Here is a 22,829-nt window from a genome sequence, read left to right on the forward strand (position 1 = left end):
TTTGTTACTCCCCCCTATTTAAGGTAAAATGGAATGGAATGTTTTAGTCTTACTAGGGGGATTTTTATGGATACAATTACACACACACTGTTTGGAATGACGATTTATGGGGCTGTGGATAAAAGAAAAGATGATAAGAAAACGAAGATAGCTTTATTTGCATCCGCCATTACGGCTAGCCAAATTCCTGATAGCGATATAATTTCACAACTTTGGGATACTGAAGGTATGTACCAAATGTGGCATCGAGGTATCACCCACTCCCTATTCATGGTACCTGTTTGGGCCCTCTTACTCTTTTTGATCAGTATTGTTATTCTAAAAAAGAAGGATTGGCGCTTTTTGTGGGTCCCACTCATCGCGACGTTTATACATAATACAAGTGACTTATTTAATGCATGGGGCACCGGTTATCTTGAACCTTTTTCGTCAATGCGAATAACATTTGGGACCATTCCAATTGTTGATTTCATGATTTGGTTCATTATTGGGGTTGGATTTTTGGCAAGGCGCTTTTGGAAAAAAGAACGTCATCAGCTATATCGAGTTGTGTGGCTTTTGATTATTTTTCATGTGACAATACAAACATATCAAGGCTATCTATTATATAAAAGCTATGAAGATAAATATGATCAAGTGGCATTATCAGCAAGCTTTATCCCATGGCATTATTCCGTTATTGGTAAAATCGATGACACGGTTATGATCTTTGATGATTCCTTATTTACTACTCCTACTCTACAATATTCCCTTGTCTCAGCAGATGAGGCTGACTTAGAGGAGTTATTTGGCGAAATTCCAGAGGCGAAAACGCTTTATGAATGGGCTCCATTTGTGGTAATTGTTGATGATGATGAAAGACTCGGGATTTATGATCCACGATTTTATCGGGATGGTCAATCGTTTTTGTTTGAGTTTTTAGAGAAGCAATAGGTTAGCTAGCGGAATAGTCCAAACTCACATTAAGCTTTGTAATCTGTCGAGAGTTGTACAGATTACATGGCTTTTTTGTTTTCGTCCAAAATCAAACAAAATAATGGTATTTTCGCAAAAATTATGCGATGCTTGGGATATAATACCTATTAAATATCCCGCTTTCGTCCTAATCTCAATGCTCCAGCAGCAGATCCCTAATACTTAATCTAGTAAAAAATAATTTTATTAGAAAAATAGTTTTTTTAGGTATATAAATCTATGAAACTGGGAATTACTATAGAAAATACAAAAAAAAACGAGGTGCTAAATCATGTTAGTAGCAAAAAGGTATTTCTTATCGGATTTAGAACGTGAGAATGTAGAGCAAATGCTGATGGATAATGGTCACCAATGTCAGGATATACTCCATTTAGATGACGAAGAAATTATTCACATATATCAAAAAATCATGGTAGATCAATTAATTACAAAATAAAAAAGCGACGAACCTATCTTCATTGGTGAGAAGAAGGTTCGTCGCTTTTTATTTATATAAAGGGGGGAGAAGCTAAATTATTGTGGACTTAATCCTTTTATTAGATCCAGTCTTGGCTTACATACATCTACTTTAATACCTTTTTTCTTATATTTTTCCACGATTTTACGGACATCGATACCTTTTTTCTCTTTACTACTATTCTTTTGCATGATATGGATCGCCTCTATTCGTCTTATTTTAAGGCTGTTTTCGCATACTGTGTTGCTTATAGTAAATTATAATCTGATCGTCATAATCGTTGCTGTCGTGCTTTTTTCCCGAAGTGAGGGGCTGCATGGTATTTTCAAAGCAACATGACGGTAAAAAGTCCAAATGCCGACTTTTTACCAACTTAAAGCCACAATCTTTACGAAAAGAGCCTATTTAAAACATTTGCTTGACTAAAGTCATTTCAGCTTCCTGTAATTGTCCATTTCGATAGAATGACACTTTCATTTTGTCTCCAATTTGTTTTTCATTGTATAAGAACTTTCGTAATCCTAATGCATTATTAATTTCTTGGCCATCTAGTTTCACGATTACATCATAGTCCTTTAATCCTGCTTTATCCGCTGGTGAAGTTTTTTCAACTCCTGTCACTACGATGCCTCTTTTCACTTCTTCTGGAAGCTTTAATGTTGCTCTTTGTTGTTCTAATGGCACATCCGATAAAGAGGCGAGCGAAACACCCATGAACGGTCGCTGAACTTCTGCATGTTGTTCTAAGTCTTCAATAATTGGAATAACTGCTGTAATCGGAATGGCAAAACCTATTCCTTCCACTCTTGATTGCGCGATTTTCATGGAGTTAATGCCGATGACCTCTCCTCGAAGATTAATTAGTGCTCCACCGCTATTGCCTGGGTTAATGGCAGCATCCGTTTGAATAACATCTGCTTCCCAATCAGGCTGTCCGTCTTGATTTATGTCAACTGGGATAATTCGTTCTTTCCCACTAATGATTCCCTGTGTAACGGAGCCGAAGAATTCTAGCCCAAGTGGATTCCCAATCGCAATTACCGGTTCTCCCAGTGTGATAGTGTCAGAATCTCCAAAAATTGCAATTTGATTAACACTTGACCCATCAACTGTTAGCACTGCTAAATCTGTTAAAACATCACTACCTACCACCGTTGCCTCGACTCTTGAGCCATCCGCTAAGCTCACTTCTACTTTTGAAGCGCCATCGATAACATGTGCGTTTGTCACAATGTAGGCTTTACCGTTTTCTTTTTTATACACAACACCGGAACCAGTCCCAGCTTCGGTGGCCTCTTGAGCCGTCCGAGGTTCAAATAAGGAGCCTCTTCCTTCTTGTATATTAACTACCCCAACTACCGCTTCAGAAACTTTTTCCACTGAATTAGTAACATCGGTATGAATTTGTTTAAAATCTACTTGTTCTGGTTGAATCGTAGAGGTTGTTTCTAGACTCGCAGGAGGCTCATCACTTTGTGAGTTATCTATGTAAAAGCCCCAATCCAAAAGAACCGGTAACATCGAGACCACACCTAGTGCACCAACGATTCCTCCAGAAACAGAAGCAACGATAAGTTTCCCAAATGATTTTTCTTTTTTAGACCGCGTCTGGGTCACATGTTCATCGTAATATCCCATAATTCTTCCACCTCATGATTTATTTTCCGAAAGGATTACCGCAAAAAAGTAAAATAATACTCTATATTTATATTTAACCTTATTGTGATGAAAACTATCTTAAAGATAAATGAGAATTTGATGAGAAATTAAGCGTTAGATGATGTCCCTTCGTCAAAAATCACTTGAATACTTGTCCATTCCCCTTCCACACTTTCAGCCACAATGGAACCGTTATAGTTATGAACTATTCTTTGCGCAATAGATAACCCTAATCCTTGTCCACCTTTTTCACGACTACGTGCTTTGTCTACACGATAAAAACGGTCAAATATTTTTTCTAAATCCTCTTTCGGTATGCCAATTCCATAATCCTTAATTAGAAAAAAGAACTTCCCTTCTTCTTGTCCTGCCGAAACCTCAACATTAGTGGAATCCTTTGAGTATTTCACTGCATTATCTAATAAAATAATCAGTAACTGCTCTAAATGACGATCCGCCATTTGGATGGTCATTTCTTTCTTCAATTTATTATGAAAGGAAAAAGTGAAATTCGGGTGTAATAAGGTAAACTTCTTGATCAACTCTTCGATAACTGGCACAGGATTGATCTGTTCATCTGCAACTTCAAAGCGATCAGACTCAAGTCTTGTAAGCTCTAAAAGTTCTAATACCAGCATTTTAAGACGCTCTACTTCTTGTTGAGATGCTTTTAGTGACTCCTCCAATACTTCAGGATCGTTTTTTCCCCACCTGTTCAGCAAGGAGATATGACCTTCCAAAATAGAAATAGGGGTCCGCAGCTCGTGTGAAGCATCCTCCACAAATTGCTTTTGCTTTTGAAAAGAGGTTTCTACATCATTCATCATTTCATTAAACACATTGGAAATATCCGCAATCTCATCTTTTTGATTACTATCTTGAGGTACCCGTTCCTTAAAGCCGCGCTTTTTAATGCGCTTCATTGTATCGGTTAAGGCAGAGATTGGGGCCAATAACTTTCTCGCAATGAGCATCCCACCAACACCACTCAGTAAAATAGCACCAGCACCTGCTGACCAAGTAACGAGAAAAATCAGTCCTCTAAGCCGTTCATAATTTTTCAGATCCCTAATAACTTCTATGTATCCTACAAAACCATTTGTTATAACCGGTCTTCGGTGAATTAAGTAATGCTTCCCGTTCACCTTTACATGTTCTAAATTCTCACTTTCTACTGGAGTAACAAGCAACTCATGGGGTAAATTAGTCGCTACTGCCAATACCAAATTGCCCTCGCGATCCATGATGCGAATAAGCTCATTAGCTTCATTTACTTTTTCTAAAAAGCCACTACTATATATAATTTCTGTTCGATCCACTATAAATGGCTTATCTGCTAAATAAGCTTGAATTTCTCTCATTTTTTCCTGGATATTTCGTTCCTCTTGATCGATCATCCAAGTTCTCATAACATAGTACTGGATCGAATTATAGGTAACAAATAAAATAAACAGAACCAATGACGACCAAATAGTAATCTTCCATCGTATCGGTAGCTGCGAAAAAAAATTCGTGATTTTCATCATTTTCTCATCACATAACCAGTCCCACGAACCGTCTGAATATAGCTTTCTCCATCTGGTTTATCAATTTTATTTCTTAAATATCGAACATACACATCCACTACATTCGTTTCCGCGTATGTCCCTAGTTCCCACACCTTTTCCAAAAGGAGCTCCCTTGTCAAAACGCGATTTATATTCGTCATAAACACCACTAATAAATCGAACTCTCGTTTCGTTAATTCAATGGGTTCTTCTTCCCGATGAACCGTTCGTGCATCAAGGTCTACCTTTAGTTCTTGGAAGGTGAGAATATTACTAGAGGTGCTAGACTTTTTCCCCTCCAGCCTACGCAAAAGAGCACGTATTCTTGCAAGAAGCTCTTCAATAGCAAACGGCTTTGACATATAATCGTCCGCCCCACTGTCTAAGCCAGACACCTTGTCCATCACACTATCCCTGGCAGTTAACATAATAATAGGCGTATCCTTTGCCGCACGAATCCTTCTGCACACTTCCATCCCACTCAATCCAGGAAGCATTAAATCTAATAAAATAACGTCCCACTCTTCATTTATTGCTAAATCAAGGCCAGCTCTACCATCATAAGCAGTGGCGATCGTGAAGCCTTCATATTGTAATTCCAACTCAATAAAACGAGCTAAATTTTTTTCATCTTCTATAATTAACACCTTACACATATCTCCACCTCCTAGTATAAGTGGCACACTATTAATAGCTTTGACTCTCTCCACCATTCTCAATCCTAAAACCTTACATATTAATAGTACCTAATAATTAGGAGTTATGGCATGAGAATTTGATGAGAATTGAAAAAGTAACATGTTTGTAATGGTGGTGAAAAAAATGTGATTCGTGTTTCTATTATTTATGAGGCGGTTCCTCTTGTTTATGAGCCACTCCCTTCTATTTATGAGCCGATTATCGCGGTTTATGAGCCAGTTCCTCTTGTTTATGAGCCGACCACCTTTTTATGAGCCGATTATCACGGTTTATGAGCCGATCACCACGATTTATGAGCCAGTTCCTCTTGTTTATGAGCCGACCACCTTTTTATGAGCCGATTATCACGGTTTATGAGCCGATCACCACGATTTATGAGCCAGTTCCTCTTGTTTATGAGCCGACCACCTTTTTATGAGCCACGACCTTCTATTTATGAGCCGACCACCTTTTTATGAGCCACGACCTTCTATTTATGAGCCGATCATCACGGTTTATGAGCCAGTTCCTCTTGTTTATGAGCCGACCACCTTTTTATGAGCCACGACCTTCTATTTATGAGCCGATCACCACGGTTTATGAGCCAGTTCCTCTTGTTTATGAGCCGCCCCGCGCTTTTTATAAGCCATGTCCTGTTCCTTAACCAAACCACAACAAAAAAAGCTCAGTATAGCTCTGAGCTTTTCTATATTATAGGGCTTATTTCAATTAAAGCCCCTGGCCCCTACTCTTCACTTCCATTTATCCTCTATTTTATTTTGGTAGTTCTTAAACACTGCTGAGTTGTTTTCCTTCTTTTTCTTTTCCATGATCTGATTGAACCGCAGGAGCTTTTCGTTCAACCGCCTAGTTAAGCGTTCCTCCTCCAACTCATCATGAGCACCCTTGATCAAGTCCTCAAGATACTCAATTTCACTACGAACTTGTTGCTCTTCCATCATTCCTGAGTTTTTCATCATTTTGTAAGCCATTCGCATTTCAGGTGGGACACTTGATAAGTCTTCTAGATCTAGCCGTTTCCCATAGCCTGGTAAGTTCTCAAATTCCCCGTCCTCATAAGCTTTGCGTATTTTCTCATCCGTTAATCGAAAAAAGTCCATCGCTATTCACCCACTTCTTCTACGTTACTATTAGTATACCCGATAGTTTCTATATTGTTTATGAACATTTTCTGAACATTCTGAACAAAAATCACATGCTTTATTTCTTCTCCAGACGATATTTTCCTATTGTTGTTTTTCACATTGAGGATTATAATACTAGTTTGTGGGTCCGTCGAGGCCGGGTGGGAGAGGGAAACTGAATAAGGTGTTTTATATGCTTCAATGGATAAAGTCTACTTTTGATTTACCAGGTCATGAAACGACGTTAAAGCGTGAGTTTATGGCTGGTATGATATCTTTCTTTACCATTGTGTACATTATTGCTGTCAACGGAACGATTCTTGCAGAAGCAGGCATTCCGATAGAAGCTGGGATTATTGCCACAATTCTTACTTGTGTTGTAGGATGCTGGTTAATGGGATTTTGGGCTAATGCCCCGATTATCCTTGTTCCTGGTATGGGAATTAACGCGATGTTTACCTATACGTTAGTTCATTCTATGGGGTTAACCTGGCAAGAAGCGTTGGGCGTCGTGGTAGTATCGGGTGTAATCGTAACGATTATTTCGTTTACGAAGCTATCCCAATTACTACTAGAAGCAATTCCAAACTCGTTAAAGCATGCGATAACTGTTGGATTAGGTCTATTTTTAACCTTAATTGGGTTAGAGAAAGGTGGCCTTGTGACGAAGGGTGAAAACTCACTTTTAGCACTGGGTGACGTATCTAGTCCTTATGTAATAGCAACGATTTTGTCTATTATTCTTACAGTTATTTTATTTATGCGAAATGTGCCAGCAAACTTTTTAATAAGTATTATTGTTGGTACAGGTATCGCTGCAGCTTTAGGAGTGGTGAGTTTTTCCAATATTGGTGGAAATGCTTTGCCATTGGATAGTTATGCTTCCTTATTTGGTGCCGTTTCATTTGCTAAGATTGGAGAGTTTACGTTTTTAGTAGCTGTCTTCTCTTTAACGATGGTCTTGTTGTTTGAGAACATCGGGCTGATAAATGGGCATCTAAGTATGATCAAGCGTCCAGAAAAGTTCAAGCGATCCTTCCAAGCAAACGGGATTTCCAATCTCACGAGTGGACTTTTCGGCACTAGTCCCACTGTTGCTACAGTGGAAACTGCTGCTGGTATTGCTGCTGGAGGACGAACTGGTGTGACAGCCATTGTAACAGGAAGCTTATTTTTGCTTTCCATCTTTGCGATTCCTTTCATTAAGATTATTCCTGGAAGTGCGATTGCACCAATCCTCATTATCATCGGGGTATTGATGCTACAAAGTGTTAAACAAATCGACTTTCAAGACCTATCAGAAGGATTTCCTGCATTCCTTGTAATTGTAATGATCCCATTCTCTTACAGCATAGCAGACGGAATCGCATTCGGATTCATCGCCTACCCGCTAGTCAAACTAGCACTAGGCAAAGCAAAAGAAGTCTCAGCACCGCTCTACATTATAGCGGCACTATTCTTCCTAACCTTCCTAACCAATGTACATTAATGATATTTATTTGAATTAGGGGCCAGTTTGGGGCCAGACCCCAACATAGATTTCCCTCTTCATGACGAATATATACTAGTTTACGAGTTTTCAACTCAAAGCCTCCTTTGCGAATGCAAAGGAGGCTTTCTCTTTCTATCCTTATCGCACAAATGCTTCCCTTTGGTCTGAGAAAGCATCGACTAGCCATCTTGGGTGCATAGGAAGTAAGTCGTGTGGTAATCTATTTGGTGCAAAGTATTCTAGTTCTACCATAGCTTTGTTCTTCGTAGCTGTGGAGCCCCCGATAATTTCCGCCTCAAAGTAAGAGGTCACAAACTGAACTAATCGGCCATCTGGATATTCAAAGGTTTGTGATTCTGGATCAGAGTAAATACCAATAAGTCTTCGAGTTTCCACACGCAGACCCGTATCTTGATAAACCTCGCGGACAGCTGCTTGCTCTACTGTTTCACCTGGTCGAACATGACCTGCAGGAATCGTCCAAAGTCCAACATCTGCTCTTTTTTGTAAGAGAATTCTTTTTTGTTTATCAAAAATGATAACTGCTACCGCAGGATACATATTAACTGTTTTTTGCTGATTCATAGGAATACTCCTAACACTACGTTTTTTCAATAGTCTATCGTGCTCCCTAGAGACTTTCAATGGAAACCCCTAAAAACTAGTCAAAACAGGACTTTCCTCCAACCAAATATCCCAAAACATCCCATTTAGTAGTTAGATACTACTAAACAGCACGGAATATATTATCTTCTCAGCATTCCTGCTTTCGAACAAATAAAAACCAGCGTCACTTAAACACGCTGGTTTAATCCATTCATTTTTCTTATATCTTCCTTTGTCGTTTCTGTTCCTAGTTCATAGATAGAGGTATAAATTTCATTTAAAAGAGGTCGTTGGTCATTGCGTACCTCTCTTCCAAATTTATCTTGAAAAGGGACGTGAGGTTCAGGAGAATACTCCGTATCATCTAGTTCATCAAACAGCCCTTCTAACTCTGTAATTTCTTCTTCGGTAGCTTCTACCTCGAAATATCTTACTTGTTCATCAAATGGTTCACGGTGAATTTTCCCTGTTTCCAATGTGACGTAATACAAGCGTTTTTCCATCTATAGCGCCCCCTTCTACTCTGTCTTAGGTACTTTTTTTCTTTCTTTAAAATGTTTATATCCTTCTCTTATTAAAATTGGCAATACTGCTATAAATACTCTCCTAAATAACTTACTCACGCTATCGCCTCCTCATATTCTTACTATCTATGTACCCTCACTACACAGAAATAAAACAAAGGCTCCCCTAAATATTGGGCTACAACATTGAACACCCTGTAGATTTCCGTTGCAGGTGTTCGCTTTCCACTTCAATCTACACAGTATCATTTTTAGTAAGGAGCTTTAGCATGGTCTAATGGTCTAGTTATAAAAAAACGCACATAACCAATGACGGGTTGTGTGCGCATTTTAATAGGATTTATAAAAGAAACGGATGTTTCCGTCTTCTAATACTTCATAGTTTAAGCCTGCTTCATCAAGAGCAGCTAGTAAACTGGTATTTTCTTTCTCAAGCAATTTTTCTATTTCTGCAAACTTCGTTTCTGCTATTTTTCTAGAACGTTCTCCTAGAAAATAGGTGTAGACAACAGCGTATCTTTCCACAATTATGGCTTTTACTATTTCGTGATGTGCACTAAATTCTTTTGGTGCATTCAATGCTTCTCCATCAGAAATTAATTGACGTAATGTTACGAGCTCTTCTTCGATTGCGATAGTGTTATTTTCCCCACTTGCATACATGGATAATGGTTCTGTAAGTTGTTCTGCTTCTTTTAAAAGCTCGTCAGCACTAGCGATATATGTACTGATTTTTTCCTCTTGTCTTACTGAAAATCCATCTGAAAAGACAAAAAAAGTTAAGACCGCAATGATAAGAGCGCAAGCAATTAAAAAATAAGTAATCATTTTATCTATGGAAAACGATTCTTCTTGCTCGATTAATAGCTCTTCCTCTTTTTTTGTTTTGGAAGACATAGGCACGTTTCCCCTTAGTATTATTAATAGTTTCTAGTAGCAAATTTTTACGAAATGGCTTTCCTAAAATATATCATGAAATTACTTAATTTCCCACCTTCATCTTTTAAAATTAAAGAATTTTTGTAGATTACCATTTTATTCTAGTGATTTCACCCCCACAAAACGACATATTTCTTAGAACGTATATAAGAGACCTAAACTAAAGGTCGTTTTCGCGTAGATTGTTGCTTTCCGTATATTATCTAAAAATCCGTATTTTTGCTAAATAAATAAATGGTTGAAGTAGACAAGAAAAAATCCGAAAACTGATTTTTTCTAGCGTAAAAGCAACAAGGTTTTAAGAAAAGATCCAAACTAAAAGAATGATTGGGTGAGTTAACTATGTTTTCAACAACTGAAATTGGAATTGACTTAGGTACAGCGAATACGCTGGTATACAGTAAAACAAAAGGGATTGTGTTTAATGAACCGTCCGTTGTAGCGATTGATTTAGAAACAAAAGCTGTACTTGCTGTAGGAACAGAAGCAAAAAATATGATTGGTAAAACTCCAGGTAGAATCGTTGCTGTTCGACCTTTAAAAGATGGCGTTATTGCAGATTTCGACATTACAACTAGCATGTTAAAACAGATTATGAAGCAAGCAGGAAAGGCAATGGGCTTTTCAATCCGCAAACCAAGTGTAGTCGTTTGTACTCCTTCTGGTTCAACATCGGTTGAACGTAGAGCGATTCAAGATGCTGTGAAAAATTGTGGAGCAAAACAGGTGCATTTAATCGAAGAACCAGTAGCAGCTGCAATTGGAGCAGATCTTCCTGTAGGAGAGCCTGTAGCGAATGTGGTCGTGGATATTGGTGGAGGAACAACAGAGGTTGCTATTATTTCTTATGGTGGCGTTGTTTCCTGTAATTCAATCCGAGTTGGTGGAGACCAATTGGACGAAGATATTATCCACTATGTACGTAAAAATTATAACCTCCTTATCGGGGAACGTACCGCGGAACAAATCAAAATAGAGATTGGTTATGCATTAGTAGATCATACGGATTTAACAATGGAAATTCGTGGTAGAGACCTTGTATCTGGCCTACCAAAAACAATTGAATTGCACTCTTCAGAAATTCAAAAATCCATTAAAGAATCTCTCTTACACATACTAGAAGCAATCCGAGCAACACTAGAAGATTGCCCACCAGAGTTAAGTGGGGACATTGTAGATAGAGGGGTTGTTCTTACAGGCGGTGGAGCCTTATTGAACGGAATGCAGGAATGGTTAAGCAACGAAATCGTTGTACCAGTTTATCTTGCTCCAAACCCACTAGAATCCGTAGCAATCGGTACTGGAAAATCCTTATCAGTAATTCACAAATTGCAAAAAGCTGCTTTGTAAAAAGTGGAAAGTGCTCCTTTATTTTAGAAAATGAAGGAGCGTTAATGAACAAGAGGTTTGTCTTCCACACCTCTTGTTCATTATTATATTTTAAAGGTCGCTTGGCTTACTCGCTTCTTTTTCTATATTTACCTTCCAAGAAATCATAGTAGTGCTATCTCTTACGTTGTTTTCTTGTATTTTTTCCAATAATGACATCATCGCTTTATCATCTTGGGAATTTGAAAATATTTTAGCAATATCTTGTGGATTAGAAAACGGTTCGTTAGGACATTCAATTAACCCATCAGTTGTAAGAAGAAGATGATTAATACCTTTTCTTAACTCCTTCCTTCCACTACTATAACAAGGGACTGATTGGTCGAACGTATTGACTTGGCCTATCCATTCGAAAAAATGTCTTTGATTTAGTTGGTACTGCCCAAGTGCAGCAAGTTCTTCATGAAATAAATATAAAATACAATCTCCTACTGAAAACCACCATACATACTTATCTTTTCTAGCAACTATTAAACAAGCTGTTTCTCCCTTAATTTTACGACAAGCAGTAAGGAACTCTTCATCCTGAAATATATCCAATACCATTTCTTCCAATTCTCCAAAAACTTGAGTTATTGGTTGAGCAAAAAGATAAATGACTTCAGTTTTTTTCTTAATAAATTCTTCTAATACTATTTCAGCACTCTCTGCAGTATTATGTGCATCCAAAATAATAGCAAACTCCCAGTCTTCTTTCTCATCAAACCATATTAAACAGCCATCTTCGTTTTTGTACTGCCCTGCACTGGAATTGCCTCCGTAACGACCGACTACCATATGATTGAATCGATTGATAATAGGTCTATCAACGAAACTTTCTTGGCTACCAACCCAACTAAACTCTCTATTAGATTTATCCATATTAATTATTCTCTAGATAAGATTTTATTCGCATACAAAGATTCACTACGTCATTATCATCACCAAAAGGAGCATCTTCCCAATCATATACAGCCATTGGTCCCCAATAATTTTTTGGTGTGTTAGGGTATCGAGGCACTATATGCATATGAAGGTGAGGAACAGCATTTCCAGCAACGAGTGAATAAATGTGTTCCGCATTTTCCGTTTCTAATAACGCTTTACTAACCCTCGCCATCATCATACCAAACACTTTTGCTTCCTCCATCGACATGTCTCCCAGTGTGGGGGCATGTCTCTTCAAATCAATCATAATATGACCTAAATAGTTGGGTTCACCATTTTTATCAATATGGCCAATATAGACATATTCATCTTCATAGATCGTTACTCCTGACGTTTGGATCGTGCCAGCATGTTTATTACATATAAAGCAATCTTCCATTGTAATCTATCCCCCTTTTTAAATATTTCTAAAATTATAATATAATACCACACCCATTGGTATATATTTCTATTATTTAAAGGAAACAACCCCATAAAAAATATGCCTCCTCATTTGTAAAAATAAATTTACTAATGAAAAGACATATTATGATAATTAGCGCGCAGTCGCTATGAAATTACTACTACCGCAACGCTGAATTTTACTCCCCTAAATCAACATTGTGGTAGACTCGTTGAACATCCTCTAAATCTTCCAAAGCATCAATTAGCTTTTCGAATTGGGTTTGAGCATCCTCTGGTAGCTCTACTTCGTTCTGCGCAAGCATCGTTAACTCTGCTACAGAAAACTCTGTAATGCCAGCATCCTTTAAAGCAGCTTGTACAGCATGGAATTGGTCGGGCTCGGCATAAATAATGACAACCTCGTCCTCTTCAAAAATATCACGAGCATCAAGGTCCGCTTCCATTAATATTTCTAGTACTTCGTCTTCTGTTTTACCTTCTAAACCAAAAACAGCTGTTGCATCAAACATGTAAGCAACAGAACCACTTACTCCCATGTTTCCGCCATTTTTCCCGAATGCCGCACGTACTTCTGATGCAGTACGATTAACGTTATTCGTTAATGCATCGACAATAATCATCGAGCCATTTGGTCCAAAGCCTTCGTAACGAAGTTCGTCATAACTTTCTTCTCCGCCGCCTTTAGCTTTATCAATCGCACGATCAATAATATTCTTCGGCACATTATATGTTTTCGCACGCTCCAGTACAAATTTCAAGGCCATGTTTGATTCTGGATCTGGTTCCCCAGACTTTGCTGCTACATAAATTTCTAGCGCAAACTTGGAGTATACACGACTTGTATTAGTATCTTTTGCTGCTTTCTTTTCTTTAATGTTGTTCCACTTACGACCCATATATTCCACTCTCTTTCCGACTTTAAATCTACACAAGATAGGATCTTGTAAACGAATAATAAATGCGAGTATTACATATTTAACTGTTACCATTATACATCAATTCTATAGCTTGATACGAGTAGGAATCACATGAATATCATTAAATTCTGTTGTGCACTTCTAATACAACCTATCCTGGTAAAAATAATTAGGAGTGTTTATTTTATCTTCATAGGAATGATGAAAGATATGCGTTGCTGCTGGGGATATTGGTGGAATAAGCCATGCCCATTCACCAGTCACATGTCTGCAGCTCTCTCCTTCTCTTTCTTCAAAGTGCTTAAATTGCATTGCTGCAGTATGGTGGTCGACAATACTAACACCTAATTCTTTAAAAGAGTGCAAAACGGCAATATTTAATTCAATAAGGGCCTTGTCCTTCCAAAGTGTTGCATTCGTACTTGTATCAAGCCCCATGATAGAAGCCACTTTGGGAAGCATGTTATATCTTTCTTGATCTGCAAAATTACGGGCACCTATTTCCGTTTCCATATACCAGCCATTAAAAGGAGCTGCAGTGTACTGAATACCGCCAATTTCTAATCGCATATCAGATATTAATGGTGTCGAATACCATTTTAACTGTAAGTCATTGAACAGACTTAATTCCGGGTGCTTTAATGGGACTTCCAGTACAATTTCTTGCGGAATGGAATACCACTTTGGATTTGCTCCATCGACCTGAACAACTAAGGGAAGGATGTCAAAATGGGTCTGCTCTCCCTCCCAGCCAAGTTCTTTACATACTTTTGTAAAAGCAACGGATGCTGGGTCACCAATTATTCCATGCTCCGTCTCATAGCCAGCATACCGAATCAACTGGTGGTTCCAAATACGTATTTGTTTATTCGCTTCTTTCTCAGAGCGAAAAATCGTAATCGTAGGTTTGATTTTCCCACGATTAGTCGCAAATTCTATATGATGCAGAAGTGCTTTGGCAATATCATCCTCTCGCATTAAATGCCTTTTATCTATCACCTGTAGCGCATTCCAAAATAATCTGCCAATACAGCGGTTGCTATTCCGCCAGGCCATCTTTGCTCCATGTTCTAATTCTTCATATGTATGCTCGTATGTGCCAACTTGCACAATAGCTTCTTTAATTTCTTGCAACCTAATCGATAATTCTTCCTCTGATTTATTCAATTCCATATAGCAAAGACGAATAAATTCCTCTGCTTTCAACAAGAGATTTTCCTGATTCTCTAACAAATTGCCCACCTCAACTAATATTCCTTACTTCTATTGTATACTGTTTTGTTTTGTAAAAGAAACTTTTGAGGTGTGGAAAGATTTTCTCATTCACAATTATATTTTCGCACGATACTTTTTTAAAAAGTTAATTTCCAACAAAGCTCTATAATCCTTGTTATTATTAGATTTCGTTTTCCTCTTAAACAAACGTTTGTTTAAAAAAACCTTTTCTACAATAGGTTTACCGTTGTTTTTGGCTAATTTCCATTATCTTTTCCAGTTATCCAACATTTTTCTACCATACCTTTTAAAAAAGTTAATTTTCCACCACCCCCTTCTATCCCTGATTTAATAGGATTTCGATTCTCCCTTAATCAAACGTTTGTTTAAAAAAACCTTTCCTACAAAAACTTTAGATATTTTGTGCTCTGATTCGCCTCAACCACAATGTAACCTTAATTTTTTGGCAAACAGTTAAATAGTGCATCATTGTTAAGAGCACAACTCCAGCATTCATTCCCAATATAACCCCTGACATTTGAAAAGTTTCCAATGATCCAAGTAAAAAAATCAAGGTAAAAGTAACAATTGTAGCCCAAATAGAATGTAAAAAGGCATCTTTTATTAGTCCTAGTCCAATCATATATGCTTGTAGTGGAATTACGAATAAATGAAATAAAAAGTAGGGCCACAATAGCTGTAAATACGATGATGCCTTGGAGTATTCATAGAAAATATTCGTTAATGGTACAGCATAATGATAAAAAATCATTACCACCGGTATGCCGTACAAAAAGGTTAACGCAATTACTTGCTTTAATAGCTGTTGTAGTTTCGCAAAATCCCCGTTCTCATAAGCCGCTGAAACAGTAGGAATTAATACAATTAACAGGGAGTGTGCAATAAAGCCTGGGAAGAAACCTATCGTCAAGGCTACACCTGCTAATAGGCCAAACTCTTCCAACGCAACTGTTTCACTCACTCCTGCCTTCAGCAACGCTATTTTAATCAAAAACGGTTGAATTGCATGAGTAACTGCATGGAAAATCCTCATACCTGTCGTAGGGATGGAAACCTCTAATAAGCTTTTTCTTACTGTTCTTGCTTTTAAACTTGAGCTTGGCTGATTTTTCAGCTCTCTATATTGATGCCTGTACATATATAAGAGATAGAAACAGACAATTAACTCCGTAAGAACTAACGTACAAATTGCTATAAGTATCGCCAGTTCCATGGAAAAATGAAAAAAATGATACACTGCTACAAGTAAAATTAACTGAACCACTTTTCTCAAAAAGTTAGAAATTGCGATTTTCCCCATATGCTGGAGTCCCATAAAATACCCTCTTGCAATAGAAGAAAAAGAGACAATCGGAATCATCAATATAATCAACCATCTTACTAAAGGGTGATAATGTTCAAAAACCGGTATGAACGGCAATATGATTGCTGCTAAACAGATGACGGTTATCGTAAATACAACGGTTAACCTGGTCGCGTGTGAGAGCATACTTTTATGGTATTTCTCTTCTTTTGCTGCTACAAATTTAGAAATAGAGATAGGTAACTCTAAGCTAGCAATGACCACCACGAGAAAAATCACAGGTAAAACCGACATATAAAGTCCCATCCCGGCTTCCCCAAGCTGCTTTGCCAGTATCATATTTACTATAAATTCTAAGCTTTCTCCTAAGAAAGCAGCGATTGCCAGTAATAGCGTACCTTTAAAAAACTTATTCATGAACGTTCTCCTTTCTAAATGGAAAAGGTCAAACCGTAATAACCCATTTTCCATCATATGAGACAAGTTCATAAAATATTGCAACCCTTTACCAAAACAAGTGTAGGAAAATCTCCTTCACTTGAAAGAATATCTTTACTGTAAACGCATCCATCTTACCTGTTAAAATTTTTTCAGCCTCCTACCCTTTAAGAATATTAAGAGGGTTATCTCTTCTGTTAAAAAGGAATATTAATTAAGAAAGAGTAGAAAGGAGTGGAATATCGATGAGATTATGGCTTCAAGTATTCGCTTTTCTTTTAGTAATCACTGTCAATATTCTAGCGAACGCCCTACCTTTAAACGGTCAAACTACAGGCGAAATTTCTAATAAACTGAATGTCCTATTTACTCCTGCCGGGTATGTATTTTCCATTTGGAGCGTGATTTATCTGCTAATTGGAATTTGGATTGTCCGCCAATTCCCTAAAGAACGTAGAAATCTTCCTATCTACAAATCTACGAATGTTTTATTTATCCTTAGTTGTGTTTTAAATAGTGCGTGGATTGTTCTTTGGCATTATGAGTTTTTCGTTACGACTGTTGTCATAATGGTAAGTTTATTACTCACACTTATAACACTTTATAGAAGAATTAAAACTTCGGATCCTGGATTTTTTGACCGCTTACCTTTTTCCATTTACCTTGGTTGGATTAGTGTCGCCACTATCGCAAATGTAAGTTATGTACTTGTTCATCTGCAATGGATTGGCTTTGGTTTAACTGATGTGACCTGGACTATTATCATGCTAATCATTGCAACCATATTAGCAATTCGGTTTAACATAGTTAACCGTGACCGTGTTTATCCTTTCGTTTTTGTATGGGCATTCATCGGAATAGGCGTTCAAAATATGGGAGCGTACAGTACAATTTCTTATGTGGCCTATAGTTTGGCTGCCGTAATTTTTTTGATAACCATATTTGTTCGCGGGAAAAAATAGACAATGTTCTTCTATACGTAAAAGAGCTAAGGGATGTTTAAACCCTCAGCTCTTTATTTTCCTCTTATCATATATTTCCTTAGCCTGTTTATAGATAGCATAATCCATGCCGAATTTCTGCTCAACCCAGTAACGTATTCCTTCTGCTGATAATTCTTCCTCCAGGTAGTTCTTGTTAGTAAATCTTATAATCTTGTTATCTTTTAGTTGGTAAGGTTTATTATCTATGTAACCAAATATTTTCAAAGCCTTAAAGGCAAAGCCATCCTGCCAGTTATGAGAATGTAGAATGTGTGGATTCATTTTATTCATTGTGACGGTTTTCTTTCCTAGAATTTTCGTTGGGCCAGGTTCTCTAGAAACTAGGATATCATCCTCACGTACTTCGTAAGTGAAGGTTTCCACATCATTTTCCGCCTTAAATGACTCGTGCAACGGATACACCTTATATAGCGGCGCGCAGTAGCCAATGTCTACGTAATATGGTTGGTCTAAAAGAACTTGCAAACATAAATGCCCCGGATCCATATACAAATAATCTACTTGAAACCCTAGGGAATGAAGTAAATAATGAAAACCACGGGCTAAGGTCCAACAAGTCCCTCCTGTCCCTTGATTTACTACTCTATCAATATAGGTATCAATCGAAGGAAGGTAGAGTTTCTCCCTCTCATTGTCTTCAAAATCAATGAACTTCGTAAGTGTCTCCCACCTTACTCTTTTCTGATGTGCTACCACTAATTCATTTAAATACTCCAACGATGGTTGTTTCTGTTCGATCTGTAAATAGTTCAGAAATTTTTCAACGCTAGTCATACCTTTCGCCTCCTATTACTAGAATACTCCGCTAGTTAGTTGATTACCTCTTTTTTTAAATAGATGTTTTTGTCCAAGCAATTCCCTTGTTTTTTCATGTAATAGATAGTAGTAAAGGAACAGAAAGGAGGGACTATATGTCTGCAGAACAAATTATTAAGACTGGAAAAAAACACATTGGTACTCCGTATGTATTTGGCGCACCTTCTGATCGTACAGATATTTTTGACTGTAGCTCCTTCGTTCAATATGTATATGGGCAAAGTGGCATCCTACTTCCCCGGAACTCTCGTCAGCAATATCAAATAGGACGACGAGTTTCTAAATCCTCCATTAGAAAAGGAGATTTACTTTTTTTCACAACGCCGAAGCGGAAAAAGCGAAAAGGGATTGAACGAATCGGGCATGTAGCAATCTATATTGGAAATCATACTATTTTGCACACGTCTCGTAATGATAAGAGGGTAACCATCACGAACCTTAGACCCTATTGGGAAAAAGTAATAATTGGTATTCGACGTGTGATCTCATAAATAAAGATAAAAAAGACGAAAGCTAAGTCGATGGCTTTCGTCTTTTTTGTTCTTACTCCATTGCTTTCCTTTTTTCAGAAAGAATTTTCATTTGATCATTTTCAAGTCCTAATTCAAACGTCACCTTATACTTTTTATAGGAAACGCCTCTATCGGAGCGCTGCTGAACAGTAATGACTGTAACTACCTCCACATTCCTACCAGCTTGTTTCGTTAGGAGATCCTCTGTCTCAATCGTAAGAAAATCTAAATAACCTGCTCTAAAATCTTCATAGGATGTCTCAGATTGCCAGGTGCTCCCAAGGAGAGAATAGGCCGTAACATAATCACGGTAATTTAAGCTTTCATAGAAATAGTTCACTAGATACGTTGCGATATCTTCATTCGTAGTTGCTGTTCCCTCACTGTTCCCTGGCGCGTTTGCTCCAATACGCGGGAGGGACTGCATTGGGGATTCGGACCATCCTTCCAATAAGGCAATGACATTATTTAAAGGAATACTGAATCCAATAACCCCTTTATCCATTGTTGCGGAGTTAATTCCTACTACTTCTCCTGTTTTTGAATCAATTAGTGGCCCTCCACTATTTCCAGGTGCAATCGGAGCAGAAATTTGAAAAACATCTTCATATTTAAAAGAATCAATATCAAAGTTTCTTCCGACACCACTAATGATTCCCGTCGTGACTGTATTTTGAAGCCCAAGCGGACTTCCAAGGGCAATCACGTCATCGCCTAGTTCCGCTTTCCTTGTTTTCGCCAGCCGAAACGGTTCCGTTCCTTCCAAATCTGGTACACGGACAACCGCAACATCCGTATCCATACTAATGCCAATTACTTCTCCAGTTAGTTCCTTCGAATCGGCTGTAATTACCTTTACTTCCTTCACATTGGATACCACATGTGCGTTAGTAACCACATCGCCCTTATTGTTATAAAGGAAACCGGAACCGAATGAACCATCCTGTAACTCGATCTTCACTACTAACTTTTGAGATTCAAAGATTATTTCCTTTAAAACTTGTGGCACTTGTTCCTTTTCTTCCGTTTCCATTTCGATATATAAACTAGACAATACGGTTAATTGTTTTGGAATTGCTTGTTTTATAAAAAAGTATCCATAAATCCCTGCTCCTATTAAAGCAATGGTCACTACGATACTTAGGATCCACCTTCTGTTCATTCACACACCTACTTTATCCTTCTACAAGCCATGTCATATTCTCTATTTCAACAGTTACATCTTCAAAAACTCCATAATAATAGTCTTCAAATTTCCCCTTATCTCCAGGGGCCAATTTATAAGGGTACACGGTTGTGAAACCTGTATCTAATACTGTTTTGTCTTTGCTTAAAATATTATAATAAACCGTGATTGAGGAAACCGTAGTGGAAACAACATTTTTCACTTCTCCTGTTAACGTCATTCCTCCTACCTCATCCTCTTCTACCTTAAATTTCACTACTTCAAGCGCTGCATTTCGATTTTTTAAATCTTCTTTAGCCGCAGCCTCCATGGCCCTTTCAATTCTTTCATACTCCGCTTGTTCAAATTCATCCCTGGTTTGTTCAATCTTCTCTTTTAATGATAACAACCTCTTGTCATTAACAGCATATTGAAGTCCTCTATCTGTTATAGAAACGGCCTTTGTGAATTGTTTTTGTTCAAGCTCTGCTTCTGCATTTTCAGTTGTGATTTGAACAATTCGATTAAGAATTTGCTCTTTTACCGCTTTTCCTTCTTCAGACGGGATAGCAGATAAAACCGAGAGTTTTCTTGCTAACTCTTCTACAGTAGTAAGCTGGTCTAGTTCATTATTTATTTTTCCAACCTTAATCATAGTATCTTTTTCAGAAAGCTCTTTTTTAATGGGCTGAAACAATGGCCCATCTAATCTAGCAACCTTTTCTCTTAGTCTAACAAGCTCGCTTTCTGCTTCATCAAACTTTTTGCTTTTAATAAGAGTATTAGTATTTTCCAGTTCTACTTCTACTTCTTCGGCAATGTTTACTACATCTAGATTATTTCGAAGGACATGATAACGAGGTCTTAATTCTATCGCTAACGCTAATTCCTCTTTTGCTTTACCATAATCCCCTTCAAGTGCAGATTCCTCTGCGGTCGTTTTTAATGCTAATACATGTGCATTCACAGTTCGTTCATGACTATAGTACCAGCCTATACTTCCAAAAAGGAGCAGTAAACTAACAACCGGAGGAATTAAAGGAAAATAACGTTTCTTAGTTTTTTGTCGATTTCGCTCCGATCCTCTGCCTTCTTCTATTGGAGTTTCATTAATTAGATTGTCTTCATTTTTTAAGTTCACTCCACAATGAGAGCAATACTTAGCATCAGACGTCACTTTTAATCCACAATTGTGACAAAACATTCAGCACTAGCCTCCATAACTTCTATTCTTTCACCATTTTACAATAGTTTTAAGAATAAGTGTGAAATCTCTACTTCTTTCTTATTGCCATTAAGGAAGAAACATTTTCCTTGAATGTGTTTCTTTCCCTCATCATACGTCATTTCGCGAAAAATGTTAAATAAAGGGATGGACATTTTTCTACATTTTAAGTTTCGACAAGGAATTCCAAGTAATTTCACGAATTTGTATGATAGATACATATTAAGGAGGAAATATTTTGAGTGTAACTACCGATTTTGCTAAGCAATTTATCGAAAACCCTTATCCTTTTTTCAAACTTGCACGGGAAAAGGCCCCTGTTCAATGGTATCAATTCTTCAATGTAGAAGGATGGCTTATCACGGGATACAAGGAGGTAGAGGCTGTTTTAAAGGATTCTAGATTTATTAAGGAAGCTCGTGAAGTTGCTTCTTCTGAACAGTTAAATTCTATCTCGGAAAACCTTATGCCTGCAGTGAACCTCACAAGAAATATGATGCTATTTCGGGATGCTCCAAATCATACTAGATTAAGAGGGTTAGTTACAAAGGCATTTACTCCTAGAATGGTGGACCGTTTACGTCCTACCATTTATGAGATGGCTAACTACTTAATTGAGGCGCGAAAAGGACAAGAGGAACACGAGCTTATTCGTGACTTTGCGTATTCACTTCCTGTGATGGTGATCACAGAATTGATTGGCGTGCCTAACGAAGATAGAGACCTTTTTCGAAAATGGTCAGATTCCTTCCTTAAGTTTATTGATATTAATACAACGGAAAAGGATTGGGAGGAAGCTGCCCCTGATCTAAAAGATGCAGGTAACTATATGCGAGAACTAATTGCGATTAAGCGTGCAGAACCCGGCAATGATTTATTAAGTGGCTTAATCTCTGTTTCAGATTCTGGGGATACGCTTAGTGAAGATGAGATCGTAGCAACATGTTTGTTGCTCTTAATTGCTGGCCATGAAACGACTGTGAATCTTATTACAAATGGCTATTATTTGCTTCTACAACATCCAGATGCCATGGAAAAGGTAAAAAATGACGCCAACCTTTTATCCAATGTGGTAGAAGAAGTGCTACGCTATGATCCGCCGGTATTAATGACTACGAGATGGATAGCTTGTGACATGGAGCTCAATGGTCAAAGCTTAAAAGAGGGTCAGGTTGCTCTAATTGCATTGGGAGCTGCTAACCGCGATGAGACGATAATGGAACAACCCGAAGTGTTTGATATAGAGCGAAAACAAGTGAAGCACCTCTCCTTCGCTTCTGGCCCGCACTTTTGTTTAGGTGCTCCGTTAGCAAGATTAGAAGCACAAATTGCATTCGAAGTGCTGTTAAAACATTTCCATCATCCAGAATTAATCGAGGAACCTACAAGAAGATCCAATATCATATTCCGAGGATTTGAAGCACTGAAATTCAAAGCCACTGTAGAATAACAGGAATATATTTCGAACTA

General features: G+C 37.8%; 24 protein-coding genes. 8 read left to right on the forward strand and 16 right to left on the reverse strand.

Going from position 1 to position 22,829, the window contains the following annotated elements:
- Window positions 1-66 precede the first annotated feature (66 nt).
- The gene (locus BK580_RS20545) at window positions 67-933 is read left to right on the forward strand and encodes a metal-dependent hydrolase (RefSeq protein ID WP_078382137.1); all 867 of its coding nucleotides are present in this window, start codon (window positions 67-69) and stop codon (window positions 931-933) included.
- A 313-nt stretch (window positions 934-1,246) separates the two neighbouring features.
- Window positions 1,247-1,411, forward strand: coding sequence for a hypothetical protein (locus tag BK580_RS23770; protein WP_169865179.1), 165 nt, complete (start codon window positions 1,247-1,249; stop codon window positions 1,409-1,411).
- 77 nt (window positions 1,412-1,488) lie between these two features.
- Here BK580_RS23770 and BK580_RS24070 read toward each other — a convergent pair whose 3' ends face one another.
- The 4 genes from BK580_RS24070 to BK580_RS20560 form a co-directional block, all read right to left on the reverse strand.
- On the reverse strand, window positions 1,489-1,623 hold the full coding sequence (locus tag BK580_RS24070) for a hypothetical protein (protein WP_268877430.1): 135 nt from the start codon (window positions 1,621-1,623) through the stop codon (window positions 1,489-1,491).
- Between the two features lie 214 nt (window positions 1,624-1,837).
- Window positions 1,838-3,070: a S1C family serine protease gene (locus BK580_RS20550; RefSeq protein ID WP_078382138.1), complete on the reverse strand. Its 1,233-nt coding sequence runs from the start codon at window positions 3,068-3,070 to the stop codon at window positions 1,838-1,840.
- 128 nt (window positions 3,071-3,198) lie between these two features.
- Window positions 3,199-4,488: a sensor histidine kinase gene (locus BK580_RS20555; RefSeq protein ID WP_169865180.1), complete on the reverse strand. Its 1,290-nt coding sequence runs from the start codon at window positions 4,486-4,488 to the stop codon at window positions 3,199-3,201.
- A 125-nt stretch (window positions 4,489-4,613) separates the two neighbouring features.
- Window positions 4,614-5,294: a response regulator transcription factor gene (locus BK580_RS20560; RefSeq protein ID WP_078382140.1), complete on the reverse strand. Its 681-nt coding sequence runs from the start codon at window positions 5,292-5,294 to the stop codon at window positions 4,614-4,616.
- A 168-nt stretch (window positions 5,295-5,462) separates the two neighbouring features.
- On the opposite strand from BK580_RS20560, the gene BK580_RS24075 reads away from it, so the two are divergent.
- A complete protein-coding gene (locus BK580_RS24075; protein ID WP_268877431.1) occupies window positions 5,463-5,591 on the forward strand; it encodes a hypothetical protein in 129 nt (42 codons plus the stop codon).
- Window positions 5,592-6,068: 477 nt separating this feature from the next.
- On the opposite strand, the gene BK580_RS20565 is transcribed toward BK580_RS24075, so the two are convergent.
- Window positions 6,069-6,437, reverse strand: a complete 369-nt coding sequence (locus BK580_RS20565; protein ID WP_078382141.1) for a DnaJ family domain-containing protein — start codon at window positions 6,435-6,437, stop codon at window positions 6,069-6,071.
- 217 nt (window positions 6,438-6,654) lie between these two features.
- Between BK580_RS20565 and BK580_RS20570 the strand changes: the two genes are divergently transcribed.
- Complete coding sequence (locus BK580_RS20570; protein WP_078382142.1) at window positions 6,655-7,950, forward strand: NCS2 family permease; 1,296 nt, start codon at window positions 6,655-6,657, stop codon at window positions 7,948-7,950.
- 141 nt (window positions 7,951-8,091) lie between these two features.
- Here BK580_RS20570 and BK580_RS20575 read toward each other — a convergent pair whose 3' ends face one another.
- From BK580_RS20575 to BK580_RS20585, 3 genes are all read right to left on the reverse strand, one after another.
- Window positions 8,092-8,538: an NUDIX domain-containing protein gene (locus BK580_RS20575; protein ID WP_078382143.1), complete on the reverse strand. Its 447-nt coding sequence runs from the start codon at window positions 8,536-8,538 to the stop codon at window positions 8,092-8,094.
- Between the two features lie 209 nt (window positions 8,539-8,747).
- Window positions 8,748-9,062, reverse strand: coding sequence for a hypothetical protein (locus BK580_RS20580; RefSeq protein ID WP_078382144.1), 315 nt, complete (start codon window positions 9,060-9,062; stop codon window positions 8,748-8,750).
- A gap of 351 nt (window positions 9,063-9,413) precedes the next feature.
- Window positions 9,414-9,980, reverse strand: coding sequence for a hypothetical protein (locus BK580_RS20585; RefSeq protein WP_078382145.1), 567 nt, complete (start codon window positions 9,978-9,980; stop codon window positions 9,414-9,416).
- Window positions 9,981-10,364: 384 nt separating this feature from the next.
- Between BK580_RS20585 and mreBH the strand changes: the two genes are divergently transcribed.
- On the forward strand, window positions 10,365-11,372 hold the full coding sequence (gene mreBH, locus BK580_RS20590) for a rod-share determining protein MreBH (protein WP_078382146.1): 1,008 nt from the start codon (window positions 10,365-10,367) through the stop codon (window positions 11,370-11,372).
- 90 nt (window positions 11,373-11,462) lie between these two features.
- Here the strand turns inward: mreBH and BK580_RS20595 are convergent, their stop codons facing one another.
- The 5 genes from BK580_RS20595 to BK580_RS20615 form a co-directional block, all read right to left on the reverse strand.
- Window positions 11,463-12,272 (reverse strand): PP2C family serine/threonine-protein phosphatase, encoded by an 810-nt coding sequence (locus BK580_RS20595; protein WP_078382147.1) that lies wholly within the window; start codon window positions 12,270-12,272, stop codon window positions 11,463-11,465.
- A gap of 1 nt (window position 12,273) precedes the next feature.
- Window positions 12,274-12,717 (reverse strand): HIT family protein, encoded by a 444-nt coding sequence (locus BK580_RS20600; RefSeq protein WP_078382148.1) that lies wholly within the window; start codon window positions 12,715-12,717, stop codon window positions 12,274-12,276.
- Between the two features lie 202 nt (window positions 12,718-12,919).
- Complete coding sequence (locus tag BK580_RS20605; protein WP_078382149.1) at window positions 12,920-13,639, reverse strand: YebC/PmpR family DNA-binding transcriptional regulator; 720 nt, start codon at window positions 13,637-13,639, stop codon at window positions 12,920-12,922.
- Between the two features lie 162 nt (window positions 13,640-13,801).
- Window positions 13,802-14,893 carry a nitric oxide synthase oxygenase gene (locus tag BK580_RS20610; RefSeq protein ID WP_078382150.1) on the reverse strand — a complete coding sequence of 364 codons (1,092 nt, stop codon included), beginning with the start codon at window positions 14,891-14,893 and terminating at the stop codon, window positions 13,802-13,804.
- A 394-nt stretch (window positions 14,894-15,287) separates the two neighbouring features.
- Window positions 15,288-16,616 carry a polysaccharide biosynthesis protein gene (locus BK580_RS20615; protein WP_078382151.1) on the reverse strand — a complete coding sequence of 443 codons (1,329 nt, stop codon included), beginning with the start codon at window positions 16,614-16,616 and terminating at the stop codon, window positions 15,288-15,290.
- Window positions 16,617-16,882: 266 nt separating this feature from the next.
- Here BK580_RS20615 and BK580_RS20620 point away from each other — a divergent pair, with 266 nt between their 5' ends.
- Complete coding sequence (locus BK580_RS20620; RefSeq protein WP_078382152.1) at window positions 16,883-17,599, forward strand: TspO/MBR family protein; 717 nt, start codon at window positions 16,883-16,885, stop codon at window positions 17,597-17,599.
- Window positions 17,600-17,644: 45 nt separating this feature from the next.
- Here BK580_RS20620 and BK580_RS20625 read toward each other — a convergent pair whose 3' ends face one another.
- Complete coding sequence (locus BK580_RS20625) at window positions 17,645-18,415, reverse strand: arylamine N-acetyltransferase (RefSeq protein WP_078382153.1); 771 nt, start codon at window positions 18,413-18,415, stop codon at window positions 17,645-17,647.
- Window positions 18,416-18,552: 137 nt separating this feature from the next.
- Here BK580_RS20625 and BK580_RS20630 point away from each other — a divergent pair, with 137 nt between their 5' ends.
- A complete protein-coding gene (locus tag BK580_RS20630) occupies window positions 18,553-18,948 on the forward strand; it encodes a C40 family peptidase (protein ID WP_078382154.1) in 396 nt (131 codons plus the stop codon).
- A 52-nt stretch (window positions 18,949-19,000) separates the two neighbouring features.
- Here BK580_RS20630 and BK580_RS20635 read toward each other — a convergent pair whose 3' ends face one another.
- Window positions 19,001-20,131 carry a S1C family serine protease gene (locus BK580_RS20635; protein ID WP_078382155.1) on the reverse strand — a complete coding sequence of 377 codons (1,131 nt, stop codon included), beginning with the start codon at window positions 20,129-20,131 and terminating at the stop codon, window positions 19,001-19,003.
- A gap of 13 nt (window positions 20,132-20,144) precedes the next feature.
- Entirely contained in the window at window positions 20,145-21,338 is a 1,194-nt protein-coding gene (locus BK580_RS20640) for an FxLYD domain-containing protein (protein ID WP_078382156.1), read from the reverse strand.
- A gap of 259 nt (window positions 21,339-21,597) precedes the next feature.
- On the opposite strand from BK580_RS20640, the gene BK580_RS20645 reads away from it, so the two are divergent.
- Window positions 21,598-22,809 (forward strand): cytochrome P450, encoded by a 1,212-nt coding sequence (locus BK580_RS20645; RefSeq protein ID WP_169865183.1) that lies wholly within the window; start codon window positions 21,598-21,600, stop codon window positions 22,807-22,809.
- The last annotated feature ends 20 nt before the right edge of the window (window positions 22,810-22,829 follow it).

This window comes from Sutcliffiella halmapala, from assembly GCF_002019665.1.
Classification (GTDB): domain Bacteria; phylum Bacillota; class Bacilli; order Bacillales; family Bacillaceae_I; genus Sutcliffiella_A; species Sutcliffiella_A halmapala.

Excerpts from the sequence above, each read along its gene's own strand:
- BK580_RS20550 (WP_078382138.1), bottom strand. The coding sequence starts at position 3,070 with ATGGGATATTACGATGAACATGTGACCCAGACGCGGTCTAAAAAAGAA.
- BK580_RS20575 (WP_078382143.1), bottom strand. The coding sequence starts at position 8,538 with ATGAATCAGCAAAAAACAGTTAATATGTATCCTGCGGTAGCAGTTATC.
- BK580_RS20630 (WP_078382154.1), top strand. The coding sequence starts at position 18,553 with ATGTCTGCAGAACAAATTATTAAGACTGGAAAAAAACACATTGGTACT.
- BK580_RS20620 (WP_078382152.1), top strand. The coding sequence starts at position 16,883 with ATGAGATTATGGCTTCAAGTATTCGCTTTTCTTTTAGTAATCACTGTC.
- BK580_RS20605 (WP_078382149.1), bottom strand. The coding sequence starts at position 13,639 with ATGGGTCGTAAGTGGAACAACATTAAAGAAAAGAAAGCAGCAAAAGAT.
- mreBH (WP_078382146.1), top strand. The coding sequence starts at position 10,365 with ATGTTTTCAACAACTGAAATTGGAATTGACTTAGGTACAGCGAATACG.
- BK580_RS20600 (WP_078382148.1), bottom strand. The coding sequence starts at position 12,717 with ATGGAAGATTGCTTTATATGTAATAAACATGCTGGCACGATCCAAACG.
- BK580_RS20585 (WP_078382145.1), bottom strand. The coding sequence starts at position 9,980 with ATGTCTTCCAAAACAAAAAAAGAGGAAGAGCTATTAATCGAGCAAGAA.
- BK580_RS20625 (WP_078382153.1), bottom strand. The coding sequence starts at position 18,415 with ATGACTAGCGTTGAAAAATTTCTGAACTATTTACAGATCGAACAGAAA.
- BK580_RS24070 (WP_268877430.1), bottom strand. The coding sequence starts at position 1,623 with ATGCAAAAGAATAGTAGTAAAGAGAAAAAAGGTATCGATGTCCGTAAA.
- BK580_RS20615 (WP_078382151.1), bottom strand. The coding sequence starts at position 16,616 with ATGAATAAGTTTTTTAAAGGTACGCTATTACTGGCAATCGCTGCTTTC.
- BK580_RS20640 (WP_078382156.1), bottom strand. The coding sequence starts at position 21,338 with ATGTTTTGTCACAATTGTGGATTAAAAGTGACGTCTGATGCTAAGTAT.
- BK580_RS23770 (WP_169865179.1), top strand. The coding sequence starts at position 1,247 with ATGTTAGTAGCAAAAAGGTATTTCTTATCGGATTTAGAACGTGAGAAT.
- BK580_RS20595 (WP_078382147.1), bottom strand. The coding sequence starts at position 12,272 with ATGGATAAATCTAATAGAGAGTTTAGTTGGGTTGGTAGCCAAGAAAGT.
- BK580_RS20555 (WP_169865180.1), bottom strand. The coding sequence starts at position 4,488 with ATGATCGATCAAGAGGAACGAAATATCCAGGAAAAAATGAGAGAAATT.
- BK580_RS20580 (WP_078382144.1), bottom strand. The coding sequence starts at position 9,062 with ATGGAAAAACGCTTGTATTACGTCACATTGGAAACAGGGAAAATTCAC.
- BK580_RS20570 (WP_078382142.1), top strand. The coding sequence starts at position 6,655 with ATGCTTCAATGGATAAAGTCTACTTTTGATTTACCAGGTCATGAAACG.
- BK580_RS20635 (WP_078382155.1), bottom strand. The coding sequence starts at position 20,131 with ATGAACAGAAGGTGGATCCTAAGTATCGTAGTGACCATTGCTTTAATA.
- BK580_RS20560 (WP_078382140.1), bottom strand. The coding sequence starts at position 5,294 with ATGTGTAAGGTGTTAATTATAGAAGATGAAAAAAATTTAGCTCGTTTT.
- BK580_RS20565 (WP_078382141.1), bottom strand. The coding sequence starts at position 6,437 with ATGGACTTTTTTCGATTAACGGATGAGAAAATACGCAAAGCTTATGAG.
- BK580_RS20545 (WP_078382137.1), top strand. The coding sequence starts at position 67 with ATGGATACAATTACACACACACTGTTTGGAATGACGATTTATGGGGCT.